Origin of the sequence: Angustibacter sp. Root456 (assembly GCF_001426435.1) — a bacterium.
Lineage (GTDB): Bacteria > Actinomycetota > Actinomycetes > Actinomycetales > Angustibacteraceae > Angustibacter.
Genome location: NZ_LMER01000019.1, coordinates 105,840 through 128,828, shown reverse-complemented (window position 1 = coordinate 128,828; position 22,989 = coordinate 105,840). Strand labels below are relative to the sequence as shown.

The window sequence follows — 22,989 nt, the reverse complement described above, 5'->3', positions numbered from 1 at the left end:
CGCTCCTCTGGGTCTCCTACGGCTGCAGGCGCTCCGTGCGCCAGGACGACGCGTCGTCCAGGCCGCCGTCGCCGGCCCGCCGGAAGACCAGCCGGTCGTGCAGCCGCGAGCGCTGACCGACCCACAGCTCGACGACGTCCGGGCGCACGAGGTAGCCGCCCCACGTCGACGGCGCGGGGACGTCGTCCGGCGAGCCGGTGTCGGGCCAGCGCGCCTCCTCGGCCGCCACCTTGGCCTCGAGCTCGGCGCGCGAGCCGATCGGCTGCGACTGCCGCGAGGCCCGCGTGGCCACCTGCGAGCCGCGCGGACGGGCGGCGAAGTACGCCGCGGCGTCCTCGGCGGACGTCGGCGTCACCGGCCCGCGCACCCGGACCTGGCGGAACATGGGGTGCCACAGCAGCACGAGGGCCGCGTACGGCTGGTGCGCGAGCTGGTGACCCTTCGCCGACCGCGTGTTGGTGTAGAAGGTGAGGCCGTCCGGCGACAGGCCCTTGAGCAGGACGCTGCGCGCGTCGGGCAGCCCGTCGGCGTCGACGGTGGCGACGACCATCGCGCCCGGCTCGGCGACGCGCGGGTCCGCCTGCGCGTCGGCGTACCACCGCTCGATCCAGCTGAGCGGCGCGCCGGGGCCGCCGGCCTCATCAAGATCGCCGATGAGGTCACCGGAGTAGTCCATCCGTGCCGTGGGGTCGACCACGGGCTTGACCACCGAGTCGACGGGCCGCTGCTCGCTCACGCCGCCGAGCCTAGGCCCCCGCTGGCGGGTTCGTGGGTGCGTGCACAATGGCGGGCGACTCGACGACGAGAGAGGAGCGTCATGACCGACGCTGACACGACCTTCCGGCCCGGCTTGGAGGGCGTCATCGCCTTCGAGACCCAGATCGCCGAGCCCGACAAGGAAGGCGGCTCGCTGCGCTACCGGGGTGTCGACATCACCGACCTGGTGGGCCACGTCTCCTTCGGCAACGTCTGGGGGCTTCTCGTCGACGACGAGTTCAACCCCGGCCTGCCCCCGGCCGAGCCGTTCCCGCTGCCGGTGCACACCGGCGACGTCCGTGTCGACGTCCAGAGCGCGCTGGCCCAGCTGGCGCCGATCTGGGGCTTCCGGCCGCTGCTCGACATCGACGCCGACCAGGCGCGCGAGGACCTCGCCCGCGCCTCGGTGATGGCCCTGTCGTTCATCGCGCAGTCCGCGCGCGGCCAGGAGCTGCCGATGGTGCCGCAGCGCGAGGTCGACAAGGCGCAGACCATCGTCGAGCGCTTCATGATCCGCTGGCGCGGCGAGCCCGACCCGCGCCACGTCGAGGCCGTCGACGCCTACTGGGTGTCCGCCGCCGAGCACGGCATGAACGCCTCCACCTTCACCGCCCGCGTGATCGCCTCGACGGGCGCGGACGTCGCCGCCTGCCTCAGCGGCGCGGTGGGCGCGATGAGCGGCCCGCTGCACGGTGGGGCGCCCTCGCGCGTGCTGCACATGATCGAGGGGGTCGAGCAGACCGGCGACGCCGGCGCCTACGTGCGCGGCGTGCTCGACCGCGGCGAGCGGCTCATGGGCTTCGGCCACCGCGTCTACCGCGCCGAGGACCCGCGCGCCCGCGTGCTGCGCTCCACCGCCGAGCGGCTGGGCGCGCCCCGCTTCGAGGTCGCCGCGGCGCTCGAGAAGGCCGCCCTCGAGGAGCTGCACGCCCGCCGTCCCGACCGCGTGCTGGCCACGAACGTCGAGTTCTGGGCTGCCGTGATCCTCGACTTCGCCGAGGTGCCGGCGAGCATGTTCACGCCGATGTTCACCTGCGCCCGCACGGCCGGCTGGTCGGCGCACGTGCTCGAGCAGAAGCGCACCGGCCGCCTGATCCGGCCCTCGGCCCGCTACGTCGGCCACGGGCCGCGTACCGCGCACGACGTCACGGGGTGGACGGACTCGCTCGGCCAGCGCTGACGTGCGGGAGACTGCGCGGGTGAGCATCACGATCCCGCCGCAGCTCCTGCCGTCCGACGGCCGCTTCGGCTCCGGGCCCAGCAAGGTCCGCCCGCAGCAGGCCCAGGCCGTCGCCGACGCCGGGCGCACCCTGCTCGGCACCTCCCACCGCCAGCAGCCGGTGCGCGACCTCGTGCACCGGCTGCGTGCCGGCCTGGCCGAGCTGTTCGCCCTGCCCGACGGCTACGAGGTGGTGCTCGGCAACGGTGGCTCCACGCTGTTCTGGGACGTCGCCACCTCGTGCCTGGTGCGCGAGAAGGCCCAGCACCTCGTGCTGGGCGAGTTCTCGGCGAAGTTCGCCGCCGCCACTCGGGCCGCGCCCTTCCTCGCCGATCCGACCGTGATCGAGAGCCCGCCGGGGTCGCGGCCCGCGCCGCGTGCCGAGGCCGGGGTCGACGTCCACGCCTGGCCGCACAACGAGACGTCCACGGGCGTGTGGGTGCCGGTAGAGCCGGTGCCGGGCGCGACGAGTGCGGCGGACGGCGGCCCGCTCGTCGTCGTCGACGGCACGTCCGCCGCGGCCGGGCTGCCCGTGGACGTCGCCGCCACCGACGTCTACTACTTCGCGCCGCAGAAGGGCTTGGCCTCCGACGGCGGCATCTGGATCGCCCTGATGTCACCGGCCGCGATCGCGCGGGCCGAGCAGCTCGCGGCCACCTCGCGCTGGGTGCCCGCCTCGCTCGACCTCATGACGGCCGTCACCAACAGCCGGCTCGACCAGACCTACAACACTCCCGCGATCGCGACGCTGATCATGATGGCCGAGCAGGTCGACTGGCTGCTGACCCAGGGCGGCCTCGCGTGGTCGACCGCCCGCTCGGCCGACTCGGCGGCGCGGCTGTACGGCTGGGCCGAGCGCACGCCGTACACGCGGCCGTTCGTCACCGACCCCGACCACCGCTCGCCGGTGGTCGGCACGATCGACTTCGTCGACGAGGTGGATGCTGCAGCGGTCGCGAAGACGTTGCGCGAGAACGGGATCGTGGACGTCGAGCCCTACCGCAAGCTCGGCCGCAACCAGCTGCGCATCGCGATGTTCCCCGCCATCGACCCGGGCGACGTCGAGGCCCTCACCGCGTGCGTCGACCACGTCGTCGAGCGCCTCTGACGCCCACCACCCCGCGCCCCACGAGACCGCTGACCACCAGGGCGCCGACCGCGACGAACACGAGCACCCACGGCTCGGTGGGTGCGGCGTCGGCGGCCGTGCGCTGAGCCGCGGCGGAGGGAGCAGCCGTGGCGGAGGGAGCCGCACGAGGTGGAGCAAGACCGCGATCCAAGCCCAGGGGCACCCGCCACAGCGGCTGGTGCGCACCCTCCGAGCTCACGATCGCGGTCCGCGCGCCGGGCTCGACGACGATCGCCTCGCCCTGCCGCTGCGTCGGCAGGTCGACCCGGTCGGCGGCGACCAGGTCACGACCGGACCACCGGTACACGAGCGCGGCACCGTAGTCGCGCACCAGGAGTCGACCGTCCGGCAGCGCGTCCGCCCCCGTCACGAGCGTCTGCGTGATGTGCGCCACGAGCCGGGCGGTCACCGGGCGTTCGGTGTCGCGTCCCGCGAGGAGCCGCCGTACCGCCGACCGCGGCACCTCGTAGACGTCGGCGCGCAGCAGCGCCTTGGTGATGACGAGCAGGCGCCCGTCGGGCGTGAAGACCAGCGCCTCCGCGTCCGCCGGGCCGCCCGCGTATCGCACGTCGAGCCGGGCTGCGCGCACCGTGGCGTCGCCGACGGTGCTGGGCTCGGCGAGCCGCCAGATGCTCACGTGGTCGCGCGTCGCCCCGTTGTCTCCGATGTCACCGACCAGCAGCGAGCGCCGACTTCCCGATGACGCCGACGCCAGCGACTCGGTGTCGACGACGTCGGCCGGCCGGCCGGCTGAGTCCGTGAGTCGCAGCACCGCCACCGTGCGGCCGGTGCGCAGCGAGACCCCGTAGACGAGGGCGGCGGCACCGGAGTCGTTGATCGTCCAGACGACGTCGCGTCGGGCCGCGCTGAGGGCCAGGCCGCTCGACTCCGTGATCCGGGCGTCGCGCACGGTCGTCACCCGCGTGGGATCAGGCTCGGGTGCGGCAGCAGCGGCGGAGGCAACGGGGCCGAGCGCGCTCAGCCCGACGGCGAGCGCAGCCGCGCGCCACCACCTCACGCGAGCGCCCGGGCGACCTCGTCGTCGAGCATGCGCGCGAGCGCGGGGTGGACGTTCCAGTCCGCGGTGAGGGCGCGGTACTCCGCCGCCGACGCCGGACGCGGCGCACCGCCCGACCACACCGCCCGCACCATCGCGTTGCGCGGGGTGTGGCGGGAGTCGACGAACTCGACGACGTCGACCTTGTAGCCGAGCATGCGCAGCACCAGCGCCCGCAGCGCGTCGGTGAGGACGTCGGCGTACCGCTCGCGCAGGATCGGGTGGCGGGTCAGGGCGGTGTAGGGCAGCGGTGCGCCTGGCCCCTCCTGGATCTGGCGCTGCACGTCGTGGTGGCAGCACGGGGCGGCGAGCACGACGGGCGAGCCCCAGCGCACCGCACGCGCGAGCGCCTCGTCGGTGGCGGTGTCGCACGCGTGCAGGGCCAGGACGAGGTGCGGCGGCTCGTCGTCCGCGAACGGCGACGCCTCGGCGATGGTGCCGGCCTCGAACGACAGCCCGTCCAGCCCGAGGGACACCGCGAGCTCGCTGTTGCGCGCCACCATGTCGGGCCGGACGTCGACCCCGACCGTGCGTACGTCGCCGCGCCGCTCGCTGATGAGGCGGTGCGCGGCGAAGGTGAGGTAGGCGTTCCCGCAGCCGAGGTCGACGACGCGCAGCGGGCCGTCGTCGGGCAGGCGCTTGAGCGTGGGCTCGAGCAGGCGCAGGAACGCGTCGACCTGGCGGCGCTTGTCGGCGTCGGCGCCGAGGGCGGCGAAGAGCGGGTCATCAGGGGCGAGCAGGTGCTGGCGCGTGCGGTCGTGCGAGCGCACGGCGACGTCGCGGCGGCTGGTGGCCGTGCGGTGCACCTGGGCCGCACCCTTCTTGGTCACGCGCAGCTGCAGGGTCTCGTCGACCGTCTCGACGTGCCAGTTGCCGAACGGCTCGGCGAGCAGCGCGTCGACGGTGGCGCCGGCCGCGCCGTACGGCGTGTTGCGCGTGGTGGCCTGCCGGCCGTCGTGGGTGACGACCTGCAGGTGCCGGCCCTGCTTCAGGTCGACCGGGCGCAGCTCGGCGCGGGCTACCGAGGGCGTGCCCGTGCGCCGTCGTCCGGCCGCCACCGCGCGCAGCAGCCGCTCGGGGTCGAGCAGCAGGGGGCGGAGCTGGGCGAGGGCGTCCTCGAGCACGATCGGCACTCCCCCATTCTCCCCCGCCCCACCCCCACCCCCAACCATTGGCGGGCGGGGTTGGCCAAACAGTCTTTGCAAAGAAGTCTTGGCAAAGGAGTCTTGGCGAAGTATCTTCGGCGTATGAGCACCGAGGGCACCTCCCGGCCGGACGACGTCCGGCTCGACGCCAAGAACCTGCGCGGCCTGGCCCACCCCGTGCGCGTGCGCCTGCTCGGCCTGCTGCGCCACGACGGCCCGGCCACCGCGACCCAGCTCGCCGAGCGCCTCGAGCTGAGCAGCGCCGCCACCAGCTACCACCTGCGTCAGCTCGCGCAGTACGGCTTCATCACCGAGGACGTCGGCCGCGGCCAGCCCCGCGAGCGCTGGTGGAAGGCCGCCCACCGGGCCACCACGATGGACCTGCGCGAGGCCGCCACCGACCCCGAGTCGGCCGCTGCCAGCGAGATCTACCTGCGCAGCGTCGCCCAGGCCTACGCCTCGCAGCTGCTCGCCGCCGTCGACGAGATGCCGCACCGCCCCGAGCCCTGGGTCGGCCGCGGCACGCTGAGCGACCTCGACCTCCAGCTCACCCCCGAGCAGGCGGACGAGCTCACCGAGCGGATGTGGGACGTCGTCGAGAGCTACCAGCGCTCGGACGACCCCGAGCAAACCTCCGAGCGGGCCCCCGCCGAGGGCACCGCGCGCGTCACCGTCCAGCTGCAGGTCTTCCCGCGCCCGGGGACCTTCCGATGAGCCGCCGCCCCGTCGCGGCGCTGCTCGCGGCGTACGGCACGTCGCTCGTGGGCACCCGGCTGTCGATGATCGCGGTGCCGCTGTTCGTGCTCGAGACCACCGGCTCGGCGACACGCACCGGCCTGGTGGCGCTGGCCGAGATGGGTCCGTACGTCATCTGCCAGGCCCTCGCCGGGCCGGTCACCGATCGCATCGGCCCGCGCCGCATGAGCATCCTGTCGGACGTCGTCAGCGTCGGCTTCGTGGGCCTCATCCCGGTACTGCACGCCGCCGGCGCCTTGCACTTCGGCACGCTGCTCGCGCTCGTCGCCCTCGCGGGTGCGGTGCGCGGCCCGGGTGACAGCGCCAAGTACGTGCTGGCGCCGGTCGTCGCGGCGACCTCGGGCCAGCCGGTCGAGCGCGTGCTGGGCCTCACCGACGGCATCAGCCGGGCCGCTTCGGTGATCGGCCCGCTCGCGGCGGCCGCGCTGGTCACGGCGGTCGGGCCCGCCACCGCGATCGGCCTGGACGCCGCGTCGTTCGCGGTCTCGGCGCTCGTCGTCGCCCTCGGCCTGCGCGCGCACGAGGCTCGCGCGACCACACCACCCCACGAGGACGACGCCGCGCCCTACCTGCAGCGGCTGCGGCAAGGCGGCCGGTTCGTCTGGCGTGACGGCCTGCTGCGCTCGATCGTCGGCATGATCGGCGTCACCAACCTGCTCGACGCCGCCTACTCCGGGGTGCTCATCGCGGTGTGGGCCCAGCACCGTGGCGGGGGCGCGGGGCTCATGGGCGTGGCCGCTGCCGCGAGCTCGGCCGGCGCGGTGATCGGCGCCCTCACGGCCGCCACGGTGGGCCACCGCCTGCCGCGGCGCGCGGCGTTCACGCTCGGCTTCTTCGGCATCGGCCTGCCGCGCTTCGCCGTGCTGGGCCTCGACGCTCCGCTGTGGGCGGTGATCGCCGTGCTGTTCGTCGGGGGTATCGGCGCAGGCGTCATCAACCCGATCCTGGGCGCCGTCGAGCTCGAGCGGATCCCCGAGCACCTGCGAGCCCGCGTGATGTCGCTGATCACGAGCATGGCGTGGGCACTCATCCCGTTCGGCGGCCTGGTGGGCGGCGTGCTCACCGAGCAGGTGGGCATCAGCACGGCCCTGCTCGTGTGCGGCGTGGCCTACTTCGTGGCCACGACGCTGCCCGCGCTGCGCCCGGAGTGGAAGCAGATGAACCGAGCCGTGGCCGCCGAGACGCCCGCGCCGCCGTCTCGGGATGCGATCACCGCCTGACCACCCCACGATGTGCGTGACTTTCAGGCACCGCCCTCGTTGAGCACTGTGCGACCCCGGGGGTGGGGTGCGCCGGACGAGGAAGGACCCGATCGTGAGCGGTGCACACAGGAACAGCGCAGGCACCCGCACCATCACCGTGCGCTGGCGCAGCGTGGCCGCGCTGGTGCCGGCCGCTGTGCTGGCGGCGACGGGCATCGCGCTGGCGCAGACCGGCGTGCCGTCGCGCACCAGCGGTGCGGTCGTGCCGCAGGTGCCGCAGCAGTCCCTGACCCAGCCCGACCGCGTGGGCAGCGACGTCGCCCCGGCCGGCACCAGCCCGGACGGCGCGAACCCCGAGCTCGCACCCGGTCTGGCGCTTCCCGACGGCACGGCACCGCTGAGCCGGCAGCCCGTGCAGCTCGACCGCCTGGGCATCCCCGCCCGCGCGCTGGCCGCCTACCGCCTCGCGGCCCGCCTCGTCACCGACGCCGACCCGGCCTGCGGCATCGACTGGGCGCTCGTGGGGGCGATCGGTCGCGTCGAGAGCGACCACGCGCGGTTCGGCGGCAACGCCCTGGACGCCGCCGGTGTCGCCCGCCCGGGCATCATCGGCATCCCGCTCGACGGCAGCCGGGGCACCGCGCGCATCGGCGACACCGACCGTGGCCGCTGGGACCGCGACACCGTCTACGACCGCGCCGTCGGGCCGATGCAGTTCATCCCCGGCACCTGGCGCGTGGTCGGCTCGGACGCCAACGGCGACGGCACGCGCGACCCGCAGAACGTCGACGACGCCGCCACCGCCACCGCCGTGTACCTGTGCAGCGGGCCGGGCGACCTGCGCAACGGCACCGACCTCTACCGCGCCATCCGGCGCTACAACAACTCCGACAGCTACGTGCGCACCGTCGTCGCCATCGCGGACGCGTACCGCCACGGCGTCACGGCGCTTCCGGCGTCCAGCCTCCCCGCAGCCCACATGGCGCCGGCGTCCGGCGGCTGGGACCCGGTGCAGGCCGCAGCAGCGGCGGCCCAGGGCAACGGCTCGGGCCCACGCACCGAGGCCGCGGGCGCCTCGCGGACGTCGACCGCCCGCTCCGGTGGGTCTGGTGGGTCCGGTGGCTCTGGCGACTCCGGTGGCTCCGGTGGCGCAGCGAACGGCCCGGACGCCGGCCAGCCCGCTCCGGCGCCGACGTCGGCCTCGGGTGGGGCCGCCGCAGGGGTGGTCGCCGGCGCGTCGTCGGCCGTCTCGTCCGCCGTCTCGTCGGCCGCTTCGCCCGTGACGTCGATCGTCACCTCGCTCGTGACGCGGCTCGTGCCGCTGCCGACGCCGATCGTCACGACGACCACCCCCTGCGCCGTCGACCTGCTGGGGGTTAAGGTCTGCACGGTCACGACCATCACGGCCACGCCGACGACCTCGACGATCACCAAGACCGTCACGAAGGCGCCCTAGACCTCGACGCCCCTCGGCTCAGCGCACGAACGCGCCCACGATCGCGACCACCACGAGGGCGACGAGCGCGATGCTCACCACGGCCTGCCGCGTGCGGGGGGTCACGCCGTCACCCTAACCCGGTCGCTCACGCGGCCGAGCGGGAGTCGTTGGCCTGCACGCTGGCCAGCCGCTCGCGGGCGACCTGGCGCTCGTGGGCCACGCTCTGCACCTGCAGGTGCGGCGTCTGGCGCCACCGGTAGGTGAGCCGCAGCTCGTCACGGCGCAGCACGTAGGCCGTGGCGACCAGCGCGGTCACCACCGACACGAGCCCTCCGAACAGGATCGTCCACCGCGGGCCGAAGGCGCTGCCGAGCCAGCCGATGAACGGAGCGCCCACCGGGGTGCCACCCATGAAGATGGCCATGTAGAGGGCCATCACCCGCCCGCGCATGCTCGGCTCCACCGTCAGCTGCACCGTCGCGTTGGCGCTGGTCATCAACGTCAGTGACGACAGGCCCACGGGGATCAGGGCGACGGCGAAGAGGGTGTACGTCGGCATCAGCGACGCGGCGCTGGCGAAGACGCCGAACGCGAGCGTCGCGCCGATCACCAGTCGCAGCCGCGGCCGCTCACGCCGGGCCGCGAGCAGCGCGCCGCCCAGCGAGCCGATCGCCATGATCGAGCCCAGCAGTCCGTACTCCCCGGAGCCCTTGTGGAACTGGGCGGTGGCCATGATGGCCGTGGTCATCTGGAAGTTCAGGCCGAAGGTGCCCACGAGGAACACGACGACCATGATGAGGATGAGGTCGGGCCGCCCCCTGACGTAGCGCAGCCCCTCCCGCAGCTGGCCCCGGCCTCGCGCCGCGACCGGAGCCGGCATGAGCTCGCTCACGCGCATGCGCAGCAGCGAGGCGATGACGGCCAGGAACGTCACGGCGTTGATGAGGAACACCGGCCCCGTACCGACCCAGGCGATGAGCAGGCCGGCCAGGCCAGGGCCGAAGATCCGTGCGGCGTGGAACGACGCGCTGTTGAGACTCACGGCGTTCGAGAGGTCCTCCCGCGGCACCATCTCGCTGACGAACGCCTGGCGGGCCGGTGAGTCGACGGCAGCCGCGACGCCGAGGGCCAGGGCGAGCGCGTAGGCGTGCCACAGCTGCACGCTGTCAGTGACGACCAGCACGCCGAGCACCAGGCCCACGAGTCCCATGGCCGACTGGGTGCCGATGAGCAGGCGACGCTTGGGCACCCGGTCAGCCAGGACGCCGGCCAGCGGCGCGAGCAGCACCATCGGGGCGAACTGCAGGCCGGTCGTGATGCCCACGGCGACCGCGGAGTGGTCGGTGAGCACCGTCAGGACGAGCCAGTCCTGGGCCACGCGCTGCATCCAGGTACCGATGTTGGAGACGATCGCTCCCATGGCCCAGACGCGGTAGTTGAAGGCGCGCATCGCGCGGAACGTCGGGCTCATGATTCGGCCATCCGCTGCAGGATCTCCGCGGCGCGGGCGAGGGTGTCGCGCTCGTCGGGCGACAGCTCGGCGAGCCGCTTGGCCAACCAGGCGTCGCGGCGCTTGCGCGTCTCTCGCACCACCGTCGATCCCTCGGGGGTGAGCGCCACCAGCACCTGACGGCCGTCCGTGGGGTGGTCGGTGCGGCTCACGAGACCGAGCTCCTCGAGCGCGGTGATGGTGCGCGTCATCGACGGCGGCTGCACCTTCTCGTGCGCCGCGATCTCGCGGGGCGTCAAGGGGCCGTGGACGTCGAGTCCGGCGAGCACGGAGTACTGGCCGGGCGTCACGTCGTCGACGCTGCGCTCCTGCCGGACGCGGCGCGAGGCCCGCATGATCGCGTGGCGCAGCTCGACCGCCAGGGCAGGAACGCCCAGACGGGAGCCGCTGCGGGTGACGGCCGGTGCGTCGTTCGTGGTGCTGTGAGTTGCCATCGGTCGTTAGCCTACCTCATTACTTGTGCTCATTAACCATGCTAACGATCGGCACAACACCGACTGGCCTTGAGCCATTCCGTGCCGGTGGCTACTGCGTCGCCGCGGCTACCCGGCCCCCCAGGCGCTCGAGCACAGGAGCGCTGCCGGAGATCTCCACCACGTCGAGGTCTCCGCGCATCAGCGGCGGCAGGGCCTCGAGCCGCCCCCACAGGTAGAGGTCGAGCGAGAGCGCGTCGCCGCGCAGGACTGCGTCCGTGACCGCGCCTGCCGCCTGCGCCGGCGAGAGCGCGCGGACGTCGTGGCCACCGTCCGGCAGAGCGACCAGCCGCCCGCCCGCACCCCAGTCGAGCAGCACCGTGCCCGGCGCACCGGATGCCGACTGCGGCTCCGCGACCACGTCCGGATCGCCCGCCATCCAGGTGAGCACCTCGTCGACGCCGTCCGCGGCCAGGCCCGGCGCCGCGCGGTGCAGCGGTGCACCCACGGCGGCCTCGGCGTCCACGCGGTGCACGAGCGCCTCGTGGGCCATCCGCCGCGCCCAGGCGGCGCAGGTGCCCTCACCGGCACCCTCCATCCACGTCCAGCACGCGGCGTCGGGGCCGACGTCCGCGAGCAGCTGCGCCAGCTCGCGCTGCTCGGCGTCGTGCCGGTCGAGCGCCTCGGTGAACGCCAGGCCGTCACCCAGCGGCCACTCCCCCTGCTGCGGACGCCGGCCCAGGCGCAGCAGCGCCACCTTGTGGGCGTAGACGTCACCGACGTGCCGCACGAGGTCGAGCAGCGTCCAGCCGGGGCACGTGGGCACCGCGGCGCTGGCGTCGCCGCCGCGGGCGAGCTGCGAGAGCCGTCGGGCGTCAGCGGTGAAGGCCGCGAGATAGGCCTCGTGGGTGAGCCAAGAGCTGCGGTCAGTCGTCATGCGCCCACGCTAGGCCCGCCCCCGCCCCCGCCGTCTACGCAGATACCCGCCGATCTCCGGTCGTGAGGGCCGCCTGAGCGGGTCTCGAGCCGGATCTCGACGGGTATCTGCGCCGGGTGGGTCAGCTGACGCCGAGCAGCTGCTTGATCGGGTCGATCGCGAAGTAGATGACGAACAGGACGGCGGTCACCCACATGAGCACGTGGAGCTCGCTCGCGCGGCCGCGCACGATCTTGATGACCACGTAGGCCACGAAGCCCGCGCCGATGCCGGCCGTGATCGAGTACGTGAACGGCATCAGCACGATGGTGAGGAAGGCCGGGATCGCGATGTCGAGGTCGTCCCAGGCGATCCCCTTGACCTGCTGCATCATCAGGAAGCCGACGACCACCAGTGCCGGCGTCGCCGCCTCGTAGGGCACCACCGCGACCAGCGGCGCCAGGAACGTGGCGAGCAGGAACAGCACACCGGTGACCACCGAGGCCAAGCCGGTGCGCGCCCCCTCGCCGACACCCGACGCCGACTCGATGTACGAGGTGTTGCTCGAGATGCTCGCCGCGCCACCCGCAGCGGCGGCGATCGAGTCGACCACCAGGATCCGCTCGACGTGCGGCGGGTTGCCCTCGGCGTCCAGCAGGCCACCCTCCTCCCCGATGGCCACGACAGTGCCCATGGTGTCGAAGAAGTCGGCGAGCATCAGGGTGAAGATCAGCAGCACGGCGCTCACGACGCCGATGGCCGAGAACGAGCCCAGCAGGCTGAAGTGGCCGAGCAGCCCGAAGTCGGGCTTGGCGGCGATCTGGTCGGGCAGGGTCGGCACGTTCAGGCCCCAGCCCTTGGGGTTGACGACCTTGCCGGTGGCGTCGGTCTGGCTGCCGATGTTGCCGACCGCCTCGACGATGATCGCGAGCACGGTGGCGCCGACGATGCCGTAGAGGATCGCGCCGCGCACGCCCTTGACGAGCATGATGATGATGGCCAGCAGGCCGATGACGAACACCAGCACCGGCCACCCGGCGAGGAACCCGCCGATGCCGAGCTCGACCGGCGTGGGGCCGGCCGGCTTGCGCACGATGCCTGCGTCGACGAGACCGATGATCGTGATGAACAGCCCGATGCCGACGCTGATCGCGACCTTGAGCTGCGGAGGCACCGCGCGGAACACCGCCTGCCGGAAGCCCGTGAGCACGAGCACCAGGATGATCAGGCCCTCGATGACCACCAGGCCCATGGCGTCGGCCCAGGTCATGCCGGGCAGCTTGGCCACGCCGAAGGTGACGAACGCGTTGAGCCCGAGGCCGGTGGCGAGCGCGAGCGGGTAGTTGGCCACGACACCCATCAGGATCGTCATGACGCCCGCGACCAGCGCGGTGGCCGCGGCGACCTTGGCCAGGTTCGGTGCGCTGCCGCCGCCGAGGAACGCGCCGGTGCTGTCGGCCTGGGTGCCGATGATCAGCGGGTTCAGCACCACGATGTAGGCCATCGTGAAGAAGGTCGCCAGGCCACCGCGGACCTCGCGGCCGACGGTGGAACCGCGCTCGGCGATGCGGAAGTAGCGCTCGAGCGCGTTGCCACTGGCCACCGGGGGGCGCTCGGCGGTTTTGGTGGTGGTGCGGGTGCTCCCGGACGCAGCGGGGCGCTTGCGGTTCTTCGCGGACATGAAGGACCCTTCGAGGTCGTGCACGGGGGGAGGGCCGGGCGACGGCGACCGGACGGCGCACATGCTGCCAGAGTCGCGGCCGGGCGTGGGGCGTGCCCTCATCCGATCCGGGCCTAGGCTGACCTCGTGAGCACGCCACGGACGACGGACGCCGCACCCGAGCCGCTGCAGCCGATCCAGGTCGACTCGGTGCGCATCGTGTCGTTCGGCCTGCTCGGCTGGGTGGTGGCGCTCGCCGTCGTCCTGCTCGTGCCGGCGCTGCACACGGGCGACCGCTCGTGGTGGCCGTGGGCGTGCGTCAGCGGGATCGTCCTGGGGCTGGTCGGTCTGGCCTACCTGCTGCGCGGGCGCGGCAACGCGGCCGGCGCGCGCACCGGCCGCGACCACTCAGCCGGGTGACCGGCTCACGGCTCGAAGACCACGCCGTCCAGGTAGACGTACGGCCGCGAACCCGACGCCACGGAGCGCACCGTGACACGGTGGTCACTGGTCGGCTTCGTGCTGCGGTACACCAGCTTGCGGCGGCGGACCGTTCGCGAGTACGTGTCGACGGTGAGCCAGCTGCCGCCGTCGACCTGGATCCTCACCTTGCCGCACGTCGGGCACGTCGTCATCAGCACGCGGACGAGGCGTGACTGCATGTTCGGCCAGACGGTGACCGAGGCGCCGTAGCGGTTGGCCCGGTGCTGGGTGCCCATGAACGTTCCGCGCACGCGCTGCAACGACCACGCGCCCGAGTACTTCAGCGCACCCCTGGCGTTGTCGTCGACCGGGATGTTCGCCGACACGTAGGGCGACCAGGGGCCCGGCGCTCCCCCCGCGGCGACTGCTCGCGCGCGGAACCGCCACTGCCGTGCGGTGGGCCAGATGGTCGTGCGCGGGTCGAAGGTGCGCCCGGTCGCCGTCTTGACGTCGAACTGCTGCCAGCCGCTCCACTGCCTCGAACCGGACTCGCGACCCGCCACCTGCAGCTGGTTGGTGATGGTCGACCAGCTCGGCTGAGTCGTCGTCGTGCGCCACCGCACAGGGAACAGGGAGGTGGTCGAGACGTTGGACACCACCTCGGGAGCGGACACGACCGTCGAGGCGGTGCTGCGCCGCAGCGCCAGCTGGCCGGTGACCGCCCTGCCGAGTCCCGTCAGTGGCCGGCCCGAGGCGGAGGTGGCCCGCAGCTGCCACGTGTAGACCCCCTCGGGGGCCGCGCTGCCTGACGTCGTGAGCCCGTTCCAGGCGAGTGAGAACCGCCCGCTGTGCGAGGTGGCAGTGACCGTGCGCACGGGGGAACCGGCCCGGGTGACGGCGAGGGTCACGGCGCCTGCCAAGGGTGCCGAGGCGATCCCGTCGAGCACCCAGGTGTCGTGCACCCCGTCGTGGTTGGGCGAGAACGCCGACGGTGCCGACAGCGCCGTCAGCACGACGCGCGGCATCCTGGTCAGGGGCAGTCGCGCCAGCCGCAACCCGCGGTCGCCGGCCAGCCACATCAGCCGGCCGTCGCGCAGCTCGACGGCTCGCAGGCCGGGCAGCCGCACCGCCTGGGCGACGTCCACGACCGTGGGGTCAGCGGCGTCGACATCCACCACCCGCAGCACACCGGCGGTGCCCGAGACCGGCTGCACCCACGCGAGGACGCCGTCCTCGAGGGTCAGGGCCGGAGCCCACGGCCCCTCGGCCGCCGGTAGCGCCGGCAGCGTCCGCAGGAGCGCCCCCGAGGTCGTGCGCACCTGCAGATCGCCCACCTTCGGCTGCACGAGGAGGCGGTCACCCCACAGACCGACCTGCGCGGCGCAGCCACCGGTGCACGCGGCCGCGACCACCTTCGACGGCGGGGTCGCGAGCGTGCGACGCCACACCTCGCCGGTGTCGGTCGACCACGCGAGCGCGTCACCGAAGATCGCCCAGGTGCGCGCGCCCGGCAGCGTGAAGCGCGCGCGGCCGGTCGTCATGTCGACCACCGTGCCTGCCACGACGGCGGTGGTCCCCGACGCCTCGACCTGCTGCACCGCTGGAGCCGCGGCCCCGCAGCAGTACGACCACGCACCGACGGTGGTATCCAGGTCGGAGAACGTCGTCGCACCCGCCTGGCGTGCCAGCCGGCCGGCCGCGAGCGCGAGCGTCGTCGGCGCGTTGCCCGCCGGCCGGTCGAGCGCCTGCAGCGGGCCGACACCGTCTGCCGTCACGCGGTGTGCGCCCACAGCAGCCGGCAGTCCGTTCTCGAGCTGCTCCTCGACGACGTGCTCACCGTCGAAGGCGAAGGCCCGCACCGAGCGCAGCGGCGGCGTGGTGCGGGTCTGCAGCGTCGTCGTCCCGTCGGCGGTGACGGCGTACAACCCCGCCTCGGACGCCGGTGCGTCGTCGGTCAGGAGCAGGTGGTCCGCCTCGGCGACGGCCGAGGCGGAGTTCATCTCGGGTAGCGCTGTGACCTGGGTCAGGTCGGCGTTGCCCACCCCCGCGAAGCGCGTGCCGGCTGCCGCCGTCCCGCTGCTGTTCAGCAGCCGGCCGCTCCACGCCGTGGCGTCGTCGGTGATGGCGAGGTCCGTGATGAGCTCGTCGACGGGGTGCGTGGCGACGGGGCCGCCCGTCTTGAGCACGCGCCGAACGGACGGTGGCTGCGCCGGCTGGGTGGCGTTCCCCGCGAACGCCCTCGTGGTCCACGCCACGGAAGACGGTGACACCGCGAACGTGTCCGGTACGAACTGGCCAGTGGCCAGGACCACCGACGGGCCACCGTCGAACGGGTACCACCGGACCCCACCGTCGGACAGCACCACGCCCGTGGCGTCGGCGGCGGCCGGGCGGTTGCCCGGCCAGGTCGTGAAGAACGCATCGGTCGCGAGGGTCGACGTCGAGCCACCAGCCAGGTGCCGGCGCAGTACCTTCGTCGTGCGGTTGACGTCGACGTACCCGTCCGGTGTGGCCGCGACGAAGGTCCACCCCGGCTCCAGCGTCAGTGGCGTGATCGTGCGAGCAGCCAGGTCGATGGTGAGGTAGGCGCTGTCGTGCACGACCACGTGCGCGGACGACGCCGAGGCCTCCACTGCCCGCGGGTTGCGCACCTGCTGGGCCGAGCGCACCGGCTCGTCCGTGCCCTGCTGCCACCACAGCCACCAGGCACCGTCGGAGTCGGGCTGCAGGATGAGGCGGGTGCCGCCGGAGGACGCGAGCACGCGCCGCGGGATGGGGCTCACCTCCGGCGACCGCGGCACCGCCACGGTGTCGGCCGGGTCGGCGACGGCGGAGTCGACGCCGGGCCACGCGGTAGCGCTGATCGCAGCCGCCGGCGCGGCCAGGGGCGCCGCACCGGCCGCCGTCCCGGCGCCGATGGCACCGCCCAGCAACGACGACGTGACCAGACCCACGAAGAGCGCGCGACGACGCATGACCCCGACCCCCTGCTGCACGAGTGAGCGGACCCTAGCAGCGGGCCCGGACAGCTGGGAACGTCTCGGACGAGAAGATCAGCCGTCTGCGGCAGGCTCGCCGATGGGCTCAGCGCGCTCGATCAGCACCGGCTCGTAACCCAGCTCGTCGAGCACCGGCTCGTCGATCGGCTCGGGACGGCGCTCGACGTCCACCTCGCTGTGCGCGCCGCAGCCGTGGTCGAGGCTCACGACCTTGCCGTCGGACGGCGACCACTGGTTGGCGCAGACCCCGAAGACCTGCCGCAGCGCACCCGCCATGGGTACGAAGTATCCGCAGGTCGTGCACTGGGCGGGCGCCTGCTCGGCGTGCGGGTCGTGCGGGCCGTGCTCGCCGTCGTACCAGCGCTGAGCGGCCTCGTCGCGGCCAGCCGGCGAGAGCACGCGGGGGCGTCCGAGGCCGAGCTCCCAGACGGCGACGGCGTCGATGTCCTCGTCCCCGGTGGCCTCGAAGCCCTGCTCGAGCAGCGGGTCGTCGACGCGCTTGGGCAGGACGTCTCCTGGTGACAGGTCGCCCGGCGCGAGCCGGTCGGCCCACGGCAGCCACTGGGGTGCCAGCACCGAGTCGGCACCCGGCAGCAGGTGCACCTCGCTCACCGTGACGGTGCGCGAGCGGGGCGCCCGGGCGAGGGTCACCGACCACTGCCACCCGCGGTAGGCCGTGGAGGTGCAGGCGAACGCGTGCGTGACGACGCGCTCGCCCTCGCCCGTGGCTCCGAGGTGCTCCCCGACGCTTCCCGGCTCGGCGACGTCCTGCGCGGCGGCGAGGGCGACGTCGACGGCGGCGACGAGGGCGGCGTCAGCGGTGGCCGGTCGCGAGCGCCGCGCGGCGGTCGGTGCGGTGGTGTCAGTGGGCACCCGCCGATTGTCCCGTAGACGGCCCCGCGATGCGAACACACCCCTGAGATCTCGTGGCGAGCGGCCCGTGTCGTCGCGCCTGACGGGCAGGATGAGCGGGTGGACCCCCGAGATGGCGAGCGGCGGCGGCCGGCGCTGCACCGCGCGGCCGAGGTGGGCCGGTCGTTCGGGCGCGCGTCGGCCCGGGTCGGGGGGGCCGCGCGTCGGCGCGTGCGCAGCGCCACGCGGGCGCAGGGCGCCGGCGAGTCCGGTCTGGCCAAGGTGATCGAGCTGCACGCGGTGTCGGCGGCGGGTGACGCGCTGGTGCTCATCGCCTTGGCCAACACCGTCTTCTTCGCCGTGCCGGTGGGCGAGGCGCGCAGCCGGGTGGCGCTCTACCTGCTCGTGACGATGCTGCCGTTCTCGCTGATGGCGCCGGTGGTGGGCCCGCTGCTCGACCGGTTCCGGCACGGACGCCGGTACGCGCTCGCGCTGACGCTGGTGTCGCGGGCGTTCCTGGCCTGGGTGATGGCCGGTGCGGTGGCTGGCGGCAAGGAGGCCTTCGCGCTCTACCCGGCCGCGTTCGGCCACCTGGTGGCGAGCAAGGCCTACGGCCTCACGCGGGCGGCCGCCATCCCGCGCGTGCAGCCGCAGGCCCTGAGCCTGGTGACCGCCAACTCGCGGGTGCTGCTCGGCGGGATCGTCGCCGTCACCGTGGCCTCGCCCGTCGGTGCGGGGCTCACCCGGATCGGCCCGGAGTGGGCGCTGCGGCTGGCCTTCGCCGTGTTCGCGGTGGGCACCGGCCTGGCCCTGGCCCTACCGCGCCGCGTCGACTCCGCCGTGGGCGAGGTGGACGCGCGGCTGTCGTCCGAGGCACCTCAGGACCGCCGCCAGCGGTGGAGCATCGGCCCGCGAGTGGTGCTCGGCTTGCGGGCCGTGGCGGCGCTGCGGGCGTTCACCGGCTTCCTCACGCTGTTCCTCGCGTTCGCCCTGCGCACCGACCCGATCACGAGCTCCCTGCCGCTGCTCGGGGTGATCGCGCTGGTGGCGGGTGCGGCCGGGTTGGGCAACACCATCGGGACGTCGCTGGGCGCCGTCCTGCGCCGCCTGACGCCGGAGGTGGTGGCCACGGCGATGGTGGGGCTCGCGGCGGTCGGCGCCGCCGTCGGGGCGCTCGGCTACGGGCTGCTGCCCGTGCTCGTGACCGGGCTGCTCGCCGGGTTGTCGTCGGCGCTCGCCAAGCTGGCCCTCGACGCCCTCGTGCAGCGGGAGGTGCCCGAGTCGGTGCGCACGTCGGCTTTCGCGCGGTCAGAGACGGTGCTGCAGCTCGCGTGGGTCGTCGGCGGCGCGCTCGGCATCGTGCTGCCGCTCGGCGGCGCGTGGGGGCTCGGCCTGGCTGCGGTCGGGCTCGCCGTCGTCCTCGCGCTGACTGTGCGCACCCTGCTCACCTCGCGGGTGCGCCGCACCCCCTGAGCCCACCCCGGTGGCGCAGGTTCAGCCCTCGAGGTCGGTCGCCACCGCGCGCAACAGCGAGGCGACCTTCGCGCCCGTCGCCTTGTCGGGGTAGCGACCACGGCGCAGGCCGTTGCCGATGCCGTCGAGCACCTTGATGAGGTCCTCGACGATGACGCTGAGGTCGTCAGCCGGGCGCCGCGTGCGGGCGGCCACGGACGGCGGCGCGTCGAGCAGGGTCACCTGCAGGGCCTGCGATCCGCGCCGCCCCTCGACGACGCTGAACTCCACCCGCGTGCCGCCCTTGATCGACGTCGTGCCCGCGGGCAGTGAGGAGCTGGGCAGGAAGACGTCGCCGCCCTCGTCCGAGCCGATGAACCCGAACCCCTTGGCGGCGTCGAACCACTTGACCTTGCCAGTCGGCACCTGAAACCCCTCGCTGCGGTAGGGCATGGCGCGCGGCACCATGCCGGAAGGGCGTGCCCCCCGACAACTGCGGAGGTCACGCCCGAGATAGGCACCAATGTAACCGCTGTGTCCACCCAGTTCGTGGCCGCCGTCCGACGTCGCGGACACCGGAGCGGCGGGTCAGCGGAACTGCTCGGGCTGGCTCAGCAGCTCGTTCATCGAGCCCGAACGGAACCCGCGCGGGTCGACCTCGGTGGTCGCGAACCCTGCGGCCGCCACGGCCGCAGCGAGCTCGTCGGCCCGACCGTCGAGCGCCGTCAGGGCGTCACGGTCGACCTCGACGCGCGCGCGGTCGCCCCCGAGGTCGCGCACCCGCAGGTCGCGCAGCGGCAGTCCGGCGCCCGCGAACCACGTGCGCACCGCGGCCTCCGCCCGGTCGACGCGCGCCAGGCCCGACGGGGTGATCTGCACGCCGTAGGCGATGCGGCTCGACAGGCAGGCCGCGGCGGGCTTGTCCCACGTCGGCAGCTGCCACTGCGCGGACGCTGCGCGCACCTGCGCCTTGGTGAACCCGCTGTCGCGCAACGGCGTCAGCGCGCCACGCTCGGCCGCCGCCCGGATGCCGGGCCGGAAGCCGGCGATCACGTCGTCGGCGTTCGTGCCGGTGGCGATGGCCGCCACGCCCAGCTCCGTCGCCAGCGGCCCGAGGACGTCGAGCAGCTCGGCCTTGCAGAAGAAGCAGCGGTCGCCGGCGTTGGCGCGGTAGCCCTCGCGCGCCATCTCGTCGGTGGACGGCGTGAGGTGCCGGACGCCCAGCCCCTCGGCGAACGCGCGGGCGTCGTCGAGCTCACCGCTGGCGAGCGAGCTGCTGACGGCGGTGGCGGCCACGACGCGCTCGGGCCCGAGGGCGCGCACGGCCGCGGCCAGCAGGAAGGCGGAGTCGGCACCCCCCGAGAAGGCCACCAGGAGCGAGTCCAGCTCCGCGAGCCGGCCCTCGAGGTCGGCCAGCCGCCGGTCGAGCACGTGCGCGTCGAGCCAGGCCGGGAAGTGCGTGAGGTCGTCGAGCACCACGCCCGCGCCGGCCGCGCGCAGCACCTCGGCGTCGTTGGGGCCGGTGGGGACGCCGACGCCGTGCGCGCCGGCCGCCGCTGCCCCGACCATGTCGCCTGGGTGGTCGCCGACGTACACCGCGACGCGGTGGTCGCGCAGCGCGATGCCCTTGTCGGCGCCGAACAGGCCGCCGACCACGACGTCGGGCTCCAGCCCGGCACGCTCGAGCACCATGCGCACCGACGACTCCGGCTTGGCGCTCACCACCACGACCCGGCCGTGCAGCGCGCGTACCTGCTGCAGCGACTGCTCGGCACCTGGCAGCGGACGCGAGTGCGGCACACCGAGCGTCGGGTAGAGCTCGCGGTAGCGGTCGGCCGTCGTCGCCAGCAGGTGGGAGGGCACGAACGGCGCGAGCATGTCGTCGAGCGGGATGCCGATGAGCGCGGCCAGCTCGTCGGTGGGGGCGTGGCCGCCGTGCTCGGCCACGGCCGCCTGCGCCGTCGCGACGATGCCCGCGCGCGAGTCGACGAGAGTCATGTCGAGGTCGAATCCGACGGCGAGGTCCACCCCGACAGGGTAGGCGTCGCTCGACCGCAGTAATCGAGTTGGGTCGTGTCGGTGGCGACTGCGACCATCGACGACGTGTCCACCGCCACGCGTTCCACGTCCCGCCCCAGCCTGTCCTCGCTCTGGCACGACCTGCCGCGCGAGGGCCGCCTGCTGCTGTCGACGGTCATCGTCGACGCGCTCGGGATCGGCTTCGTGCTGCCGTTCGGCGTGGTCTACCTGCACGAGGTGCGCCACCTGTCACTGACCACGGTGGGCCTGCTGCTCGCGGTGCCGTCGACGGTCGCGCTGGCGCTGCTCGGGCCGATCGGCGCGGTCATCGACCGGTACGGCCCGCGGCGCCTGCAGATGCTGGCGCTCGTCGCGAACCTGCTCGGCAGCGCGCTCCTGGCCTTCGCGACGTCGGCGGCGAGCGCCGCCGTGGCGTTCGGGCTGCTCGGGCTCGGCCAGGCGGTCTTCTGGCCGGCGTCGCAGTCCCTGGTCGCCGCCGTGATCCCGCCGGCGATCCGCCAGCGGTACTACGGCACGAGCTTCACCGTGCTCAACCTCGGCATCGGGGTGGGTGGCCTGGCCTCGGGGCTGTTCGTGTCGACGTCCGAGCCGTGGACGTTCCAGGTCATCTACCTGCTCAACGCCGTGTCGTTCCTGGCGCCGCTCTGCGTGCTGGCGCTGCCGCTGCGGCACGTCGGCAACGCCGTGCAGCACCACGCGGACGCCGACGAGCCGGCACCCGCGGGCAGCTACCGTGCCGTGCTGTCCGACCGCGCCTTCCGGCGGTTCCTGGTGGTCGTGTTCTTCGGCGCCTTCGTGGGCTACGCGCAGTTCGAGGCCGGCTGGACGGCGTACGCGCGCACCGTGGCCGAGGCGTCGACGAAGCTCATCGGCATCGCGTTCGCCGTCAACACCGCGACGATCGTGGTGCTCCAGCTCATCGTGATCCAGCGCATCGAGGGCCACCGGCGCACCCGGGTGCTCATGCTCATGAGCCTGGTGTGGGCGGCGTCGTGGTCGCTCATGGGCCTGGCCGGGCTCGTGCCCGGCTCGGTCGTGGCGGGCGTGCTGCTGTCGGCGAGCATGGCGGTCTTCGCCCTCGGCGAGACCTTCCAGTCGCCCGTCGTGCCCGCGATCACCAACGACCTGGCCCCGGCGCACCTGCGCGGCCGCTACAACGCGGTGGGGTCCATGGTGTTCCAGGTCGCGGCGATCGGTGGCCCGGTGGTGGCGGGCTTCCTGCTCGGTCACCACCTCACGGTGCCGTTCGTGGCCGTGCTGCTCGTGGGCTGTGCGCTCATGGTCGTGGTGCTCGGCCAGCTCGAGCGGGTGATCCCCGACGCGGCCAACGGCGTGGGGGCGTCCGCTGAGCCGGCCCAGGGCGCCGCGGTGACCGTGCCGGCTCAGCGCGAACGCGCCACGACCCCCGAGTCGGTCACCTGCTGACTACCCCTCACTGTCGGGCCCCGGCGACCCTGAGCGCAGAGCAGGGTCTGCGAACNGCAACAACTGACATGGCTGTCGGTGGTCTCTTCTAGGTTGGTGGGCATGGAGAACACCGCCCTGGCTGCCTCCTCGCCCTTCGGGGTCGAGGGCGCTGCTGGGGCGCGGTCGGAGCTGATCGAGCCGGGTCGCCGGCTGCAGGGGCGGCTGCTGGCCGTCGAGGCCGAGCGGCTGCGGTGGGCGCTGGACGTGCTGGCCGAGTGCACCGCGGCCGGGCCGCAGGTGCTGCACGGCAGCGACGTGGACACGTTCGTGCGCTCGCTGGCCGAGACCGAGATCGCCGCCACGCTCGGGATCAGCCTGGCCGCGGCTGGTGACCTGCTCGCGCTGGCCGAACGCCTGGCCACGGTGATGCCGACCGCGCTGGACGCGCTGGCCGCGTGGCCGAACGGCTCGTCGGCGCNGCTCGACGGGCCGGTGTGGGACGGGCCGTCCCCGCGCGCCTGGAAGGCCCGGGTGCACCGCGCGGTCGTGCGCGCCGACCAGCACGCCGCCCACCGCCGCCGCGCACGGGCCCTGCAACAACGACACGTGCGCACC

Annotated in this window: 19 protein-coding genes; 8 read left to right on the top strand and 11 right to left on the bottom strand. The window is 73.9% G+C overall.

What is annotated here, in order from left to right; all coding sequences use genetic code 11:
* Positions 1-16: 16 nt before the first annotated feature.
* Positions 17-736 carry a pyridoxamine 5'-phosphate oxidase gene (gene pdxH / locus ASD06_RS13990; protein WP_056678904.1) on the bottom strand — a complete coding sequence of 240 codons (720 nt, stop codon included), beginning with the start codon at positions 734-736 and terminating at the stop codon, positions 17-19.
* An 81-nt stretch (positions 737-817) separates the two neighbouring features.
* Between pdxH and ASD06_RS13985 the strand changes: the two genes are divergently transcribed.
* A complete protein-coding gene (locus ASD06_RS13985; RefSeq protein WP_056678901.1) occupies positions 818-1,936 on the top strand; it encodes a citrate synthase 2 in 1,119 nt (372 codons plus the stop codon).
* A 25-nt stretch (positions 1,937-1,961) separates the two neighbouring features.
* Complete coding sequence (gene serC / locus ASD06_RS13980; protein ID WP_056679332.1) at positions 1,962-3,083, top strand: phosphoserine transaminase; 1,122 nt, start codon at positions 1,962-1,964, stop codon at positions 3,081-3,083.
* Here serC and ASD06_RS13975 read toward each other — a convergent pair.
* The gene (locus ASD06_RS13975) at positions 3,046-4,122 is read right to left on the bottom strand and encodes an esterase-like activity of phytase family protein (protein WP_056678898.1); all 1,077 of its coding nucleotides are present in this window, start codon (positions 4,120-4,122) and stop codon (positions 3,046-3,048) included. The two genes, serC and ASD06_RS13975, sit on opposite strands and share 38 nt — an antisense overlap.
* Entirely contained in the window at positions 4,119-5,294 is a 1,176-nt protein-coding gene (locus tag ASD06_RS13970; RefSeq protein ID WP_056678894.1) for an SAM-dependent methyltransferase, read from the bottom strand. Before ASD06_RS13970 ends, ASD06_RS13975 begins: the two co-directional genes overlap by 4 nt.
* Before the next feature lie 114 nt (positions 5,295-5,408).
* Here ASD06_RS13970 and ASD06_RS13965 point away from each other — a divergent pair, with 114 nt between their 5' ends.
* The 3 genes from ASD06_RS13965 (at position 5,409) to ASD06_RS19450 (ending at position 8,720) form a co-directional block, all read left to right on the top strand.
* The gene (locus ASD06_RS13965) at positions 5,409-6,020 is read left to right on the top strand and encodes a transcriptional regulator (RefSeq protein ID WP_056678891.1); all 612 of its coding nucleotides are present in this window, start codon (positions 5,409-5,411) and stop codon (positions 6,018-6,020) included.
* Entirely contained in the window at positions 6,017-7,282 is a 1,266-nt protein-coding gene (locus ASD06_RS13960) for an MFS transporter (protein WP_056678889.1), read from the top strand. Before ASD06_RS13965 ends, ASD06_RS13960 begins: the two co-directional genes overlap by 4 nt.
* Positions 7,283-7,376: 94 nt before the next feature.
* On the top strand, positions 7,377-8,720 hold the full coding sequence (locus ASD06_RS19450) for a lytic transglycosylase domain-containing protein (protein WP_056678885.1): 1,344 nt from the start codon (positions 7,377-7,379) through the stop codon (positions 8,718-8,720).
* Positions 8,721-8,847: 127 nt separating this feature from the next.
* On the opposite strand, the gene ASD06_RS13950 is transcribed toward ASD06_RS19450, so the two are convergent.
* From ASD06_RS13950 to ASD06_RS13935, 4 genes are all read right to left on the bottom strand, one after another.
* Positions 8,848-10,173, bottom strand: coding sequence for an MFS transporter (locus ASD06_RS13950; protein WP_056678882.1), 1,326 nt, complete (start codon positions 10,171-10,173; stop codon positions 8,848-8,850).
* Positions 10,170-10,547, bottom strand: a complete 378-nt coding sequence (locus ASD06_RS13945; protein WP_369853759.1) for a MarR family winged helix-turn-helix transcriptional regulator — start codon at positions 10,545-10,547, stop codon at positions 10,170-10,172. The genes ASD06_RS13950 and ASD06_RS13945 overlap by 4 nt, the downstream gene beginning before the upstream one ends.
* A gap of 190 nt (positions 10,548-10,737) precedes the next feature.
* Positions 10,738-11,562: a maleylpyruvate isomerase N-terminal domain-containing protein gene (locus ASD06_RS13940; RefSeq protein ID WP_056678875.1), complete on the bottom strand. Its 825-nt coding sequence runs from the start codon at positions 11,560-11,562 to the stop codon at positions 10,738-10,740.
* A 121-nt stretch (positions 11,563-11,683) separates the two neighbouring features.
* Complete coding sequence (locus tag ASD06_RS13935) at positions 11,684-13,222, bottom strand: NCS2 family permease (RefSeq protein WP_082538085.1); 1,539 nt, start codon at positions 13,220-13,222, stop codon at positions 11,684-11,686.
* A 126-nt stretch (positions 13,223-13,348) separates the two neighbouring features.
* Between ASD06_RS13935 and ASD06_RS13930 the strand changes: the two genes are divergently transcribed.
* Positions 13,349-13,621, top strand: coding sequence for a DUF2530 domain-containing protein (locus ASD06_RS13930; protein ID WP_056678872.1), 273 nt, complete (start codon positions 13,349-13,351; stop codon positions 13,619-13,621).
* Between the two features lie 5 nt (positions 13,622-13,626).
* Here the strand turns inward: ASD06_RS13930 and ASD06_RS13925 are convergent, their stop codons facing one another.
* Positions 13,627-16,599: a FlgD immunoglobulin-like domain containing protein gene (locus ASD06_RS13925; RefSeq protein ID WP_157371721.1), complete on the bottom strand. Its 2,973-nt coding sequence runs from the start codon at positions 16,597-16,599 to the stop codon at positions 13,627-13,629.
* Positions 16,600-16,677: 78 nt separating this feature from the next.
* Positions 16,678-17,496 carry a DUF3027 domain-containing protein gene (locus tag ASD06_RS13920; RefSeq protein WP_056678866.1) on the bottom strand — a complete coding sequence of 273 codons (819 nt, stop codon included), beginning with the start codon at positions 17,494-17,496 and terminating at the stop codon, positions 16,678-16,680.
* Between the two features lie 99 nt (positions 17,497-17,595).
* Between ASD06_RS13920 and ASD06_RS13915 the strand changes: the two genes are divergently transcribed.
* Positions 17,596-18,948 carry a hypothetical protein gene (locus ASD06_RS13915; protein WP_056678863.1) on the top strand — a complete coding sequence of 451 codons (1,353 nt, stop codon included), beginning with the start codon at positions 17,596-17,598 and terminating at the stop codon, positions 18,946-18,948.
* Between the two features lie 21 nt (positions 18,949-18,969).
* Here ASD06_RS13915 and ASD06_RS20040 read toward each other — a convergent pair whose 3' ends face one another.
* Together ASD06_RS20040 and larE are read right to left on the bottom strand one after the other, a co-directional pair.
* A complete protein-coding gene (locus ASD06_RS20040) occupies positions 18,970-19,353 on the bottom strand; it encodes a cold-shock protein (protein ID WP_056679325.1) in 384 nt (127 codons plus the stop codon).
* 162 nt (positions 19,354-19,515) lie between these two features.
* Complete coding sequence (gene larE, locus ASD06_RS13905; RefSeq protein WP_200942217.1) at positions 19,516-20,955, bottom strand: ATP-dependent sacrificial sulfur transferase LarE; 1,440 nt, start codon at positions 20,953-20,955, stop codon at positions 19,516-19,518.
* A 51-nt stretch (positions 20,956-21,006) separates the two neighbouring features.
* On the opposite strand from larE, the gene ASD06_RS13900 reads away from it, so the two are divergent.
* A complete protein-coding gene (locus tag ASD06_RS13900) occupies positions 21,007-22,392 on the top strand; it encodes an MFS transporter (protein WP_235502348.1) in 1,386 nt (461 codons plus the stop codon).
* The last annotated feature ends 597 nt before the right edge of the window (positions 22,393-22,989 follow it).